The 4018-nt window shown below is 72.3% G+C and carries 3 protein-coding genes; 1 reads left to right on the top strand and 2 read right to left on the bottom strand.

Features of this window, described 5'->3' with window-relative positions; all coding sequences use genetic code 11:
- Positions 1-71: 71 nt before the first annotated feature.
- Positions 72-869 (bottom strand): IS21-like element helper ATPase IstB, encoded by a 798-nt coding sequence (gene istB, locus VG276_01145; protein HEV8648020.1) that lies wholly within the window; start codon positions 867-869, stop codon positions 72-74.
- Positions 866-2161 carry an IS21 family transposase gene (istA, locus tag VG276_01140; GenBank protein ID HEV8648019.1) on the bottom strand — a complete coding sequence of 432 codons (1296 nt, stop codon included), beginning with the start codon at positions 2159-2161 and terminating at the stop codon, positions 866-868. Before istA ends, istB begins: the two co-directional genes overlap by 4 nt.
- A 291-nt stretch (positions 2162-2452) precedes the next feature.
- Here istA and VG276_01135 point away from each other — a divergent pair, with 291 nt between their 5' ends.
- Positions 2453-3961, top strand: a complete 1509-nt coding sequence (locus VG276_01135; GenBank protein ID HEV8648018.1) for an ISL3 family transposase — start codon at positions 2453-2455, stop codon at positions 3959-3961.
- Positions 3962-4018 lie beyond the last annotated feature (57 nt).

Here is a 4018-nt window from a genome sequence, read left to right as displayed (position 1 = left end):
TGTGGGCGATCAATGAGCTTCGGTGTTTCTGATCAACGAAGTTCGGGATGTTGAGCTCCCGGCTCCTGGGGTCAGATCCTAGCGCCCACCCCCTCTCGAATACGATCGACGAGGCTCTGGTGCTCGCGGAGGCGCCAGCTCGGGCCTTTGATGTTTATGACCACGGCCCGGTGCAGCAGCCGGTCGAGGATGGCGGCGGCGACCACCGGGTCGCCGAACAGCTCGCCCCAGGCGGGCAGGCCGCGGTTGGTGGTCACGATGGTGGTCGAGCCGTTGTCGTAGCGGCGGTTGACGACCTGGAACAAGGCGTTGCCGGCGGCGCGGTCCATGGCGGTGAGCCCGACGTCGTCGATCACCAGGACGCTCGGCCCGGTGTAGGTGCGGACCTTGGTCGCAAAGGTGCCGTCGGCGTAGGCGGCTGCGATGGTGGCGACCAGGTCGGCGGCCGAGGTGAAGTAGCCACGGTAGCCGGCCTCCACGGCCAGGGTGGCCAGCGCGATGGCGAGGTGGCTCTTGCCGCAGCCGGGCTGGCCGAGCAGCAGCAGCGGGCGGCCCTCGGCCACGAACCGCAGGCTGGCCAGGTCCTCGACCAGCTTGCGGTCCACCGAGGGTTGGAAGTCGAAGTCGAACTCGGCCAGGGTGCGGCGGGCGGGGAAGTGGGCGAAGCGCAAGCGCGCGGCCATCCTGCGGTTGCGGGTGGCGGCTGCCTCCTCAGCCACCAGCTCGGCGAGGAACTGGGCGTGGGTGAGTTCGTCAGTGCGGGCCCGGTCGAGCAGGGCGGGCAGGACCTCGGCCGCGCGGACCAGCTTGAGGTAGCCGAGGTCGTCCTTGAGCTGTTCGTAGAGCCCGCTCGGGGTCGGGGTGGTCATGGCCGCTCACCCCCGTCCAGGTCGTAGCGCACCGAAAGGTCAGGGGTGGCGACCTGGTAGTCGCCCGGGCCGAGGTCGAGTTCGGCGGTGCACGGCGGCGGCGGGTCGGCCACCGACCGCAGGTGGCGGGCCGGTCGGCGGCGACCAAGGGCCAGGCGTTCGACCGCGGCCCGGTGCGCTGGGTCCCAGGCGGTCTGGCCGGCCGCAACGAGCGTGTGGCGGGCCACGACCTGGCCGCCCGAGCGGATCTCCAGCGTGGTCGCGGCGACCGGCTGGCGCACCTCGACCAGCTGCCCGGCAAGCTCAGGCGGGACCGAGTAGGAGGCGCCGTCGCACTCGACCAGCGGCACCCGGCCGACCCGGCGCGGCTCGCGTCGGGCGGTGTCGTAGCGCAGCCGTGGCAGCGGCGCCAGCAGCGGCCGCTCGCGGGCCAGCCGGTCGGCGGGCGGCTCGCCGGTCACCCGGTGGGGCCGGACGTCGACGACCGCCGCCAGCCACGCCGCGGCGCGGGTGTTCAGCTCGCCGACCGAGCCGGGCGGGTCCAGCACCAGCTCCTCAAGCAGGGCCTCCTTGAGCTCGCGGAAGGGCCGCTCGACCTTGCCCTTGCGGGCGGCGTCACCAGGCCAACAGCCCGCAAAGCCGAAGCCATGGGCGGCGGCGAACTCCCGCGCCGGCGGGTGCAGCACCAGCCGCGGGTGCGCGCGAGCGACCAGCGCGCCCATGTTGTCGATCCGCACCCGCCCAGGCACGCCACCGGCGTCCTCGAAGAACCGGACCAGGCCCTCCAGGGAGTGGGCCCGATCGACCGAGGAGGCGAACCACCAGAAGCGGCGGCGCGACCAGCACAGGATCGCCCCGAAACAGTGCAGCGGGCCCAGGCCGAAGCGCTCGCCCCAGTCCGAACAGTCCGACCAGTCGGCCTGCGCCTCCTCACCCGGCGCGGTCTCGATCGGCACCGTCGCGCTGCTGGTCCGGCCCCGCCGCGGGCCGCGCACGCTCCGCAGGTGGCGCACCAGCGTCGGGTAGCTGGCTGGGAAGCCCTCGGCCACCAGCAGCCGATACACCGAGCTGGCCAGCAGGTTGCGGTTGCGGCCCAGCAGCTCCTCGATCCGCCTGGCCCAGCGCTGGTCGATCACCGTCTCGACGACCTGCCGGCGGGCCGGCGGCCCACCGGCCTTGAGCCACTTGGCCACCGTGTCGGGGTGGCGGCCGACCGCGGCGGCGATGTCGGTGATCGTCCAGCCCTGGCGGCGCAACGCCACCACGTCCATGAACTCCTCCTGCGTCATCATCTCGGTGGCCCCTTCGGCGCTCCGGTGCTTGGTCGCCCGGCATGCTGAAGGGGCCCTTGCCATGCGGGCAGGACCCGCACGCAGGAGCCTCAAGAGCTCAACAGGACCCGAACTTCGATGATCGTCATCCCCGAAGTTCGCGGCTCTGGCGCACATCTCGTGATGGAACCGTCGCCGGATCGGTGGGCAGGCTGGTGATCTTGGCCGCTATGTGATGACCAGGGTCTTGACGGCCTTCTACCGCACCTGGCCGCCGTTGCGGTCGAGCAGGTCCAGCAGGTCGAACACGCCGTGCATGTTTGGGCACACGCCCGCACAACCTCGGCCACCTGTCCCCGGTGTGGCCGCGCCTCGGCCAGGGTGCACAGCCGCTACCAGCGCCGGCTCGCCGACGCGGCAGCGGGCAGCCGGCGGGTGGTGCTCCGCCTTGGGGTGCGCCGGTTCTTCTGCGAGGACCCCGACTGCCCAGCGAGGACATTCACCGAGCAGCTCCCGGGGCTGACCACCCGCTACGCTCGGCGCACCCCGCTGCTGCGCGCGCTGCTGGAGCAGGTCGCCCTGGCGCTGGCCGGCCGCGCCGGGACACGGCTGGCCGGCCGGCTGGGGCTGCCAGCAAGCCGCGACGCGCTGCTGCGGCTGCTGCGCGCGCTGCCCGACCCCGAGGTCGGCGAAGTGGCCGTGCTCGGCGTGGACGACTTCGCGTTTCGCCGCGGCCGCGCCTACGGCACCGTGCTGGTGGACATGGCCACCCACCGGCCCATCGACCTGCTCCAAGACCGAGAAGCGCAGACGTTTGCTGCCTGGCTCACCGAGCATCCCGGCACCCAGGTGATCTGCCGTGACCGGGCTGGTGCCTACGCCGACGGCGCCCGCACCGGCGCGCCAGCGGCCCAGCAGGTCGCCGATCGCTGGCACCTGTGGCACAACCTCGCCAAGGGTGTCGAAAGGACGGTGCTTGGCCACCGTGGCTGCCTGCGGGAGCCCCTTGCCGAGCCACCGCCCCCCACCCCGCCGCCGGCCGATCTGGCCCCATCGCCAGCAACGGCACCGCCGGAGAAGAAGATCGTGACCCGGACCACCCAGCGCTACGCGGCAGTCCAGGAGCTGCGCGCCCACGGCGAGTCGATCTCGGCGATCTCCCGCAGCCTGCACCTGGACGTCCAGACCGTCCGCCGGTTCGCCCACGCCAGCAGCCTGGACGAGCTGCTGACCAAGACCGCCGAACGGGCCAGCGTCCTGGACGGGTTCACCGCCTACCTGCACCAACGCTGGAACCAGGGCTGCACCGACGCCGCCGTGCTCACCACCGAGATCAAGGCGCAGGGCTACTCGGGCAGCGACCAGACCGTGCGCCGCTACCTACGACCGTTCCGCCACGGGCGGCCCATGCCGCCACCCGGCCCCACCCCGCCGACCGTGCGCGAGGTCAGCGGCTGGATCATGCGCCGCCCCGACGCGCTGGAGGCTGAGGAGCAGACCAGGTTGAAGGAGGTCCTTGCCCGCTGCCCGCACCTGGACGCCGCCAGCGGGCACGTGGCGGCGTTCGCCGAGATCATGGCCGGCCTGCGTGGCAACCGGCTCGACGGCTGGATCGCCGCGGTGGAGGCCGACGACCTGCCTGGCCTGCACTCCTTCACCACTGGTCTGCGACGCGACCACCAGGCGGTGAGCAACGGGCTGAGCTTGCCCTACAGCTCCGGGCCGGTGGAGGGCAACGTGAACCGGATCAAGATGCTCAAGCGGCAGATGTATGGCCGCGCCAGCTTCGACCTGCTCCGCAAGCGGGTCCTCCTGGCATGAGGCCAGCCGCAGCACCTCGGGTGTCGATCTCGATCACGAGATGTGCGCCAGAGCCAA

It is taken from the genome of Actinomycetes bacterium (genome assembly GCA_036000965.1).
Taxonomy (GTDB): domain Bacteria; phylum Actinomycetota; class CALGFH01; order CALGFH01; family CALGFH01; genus DASYUT01.
The sequence above is the reverse complement of the archived record's forward strand: the minus strand, read 5'-3'. Positions and strand labels throughout refer to the sequence as shown.

Coding starts and splice junctions, on each gene's coding strand:
- istA (HEV8648019.1), bottom strand. CDS start 2,161: ATGATGACGCAGGAGGAGTTCATGGACGTGGTGGCGTTGCGCCGCCAG.
- istB (HEV8648020.1), bottom strand. CDS start 869: ATGACCACCCCGACCCCGAGCGGGCTCTACGAACAGCTCAAGGACGAC.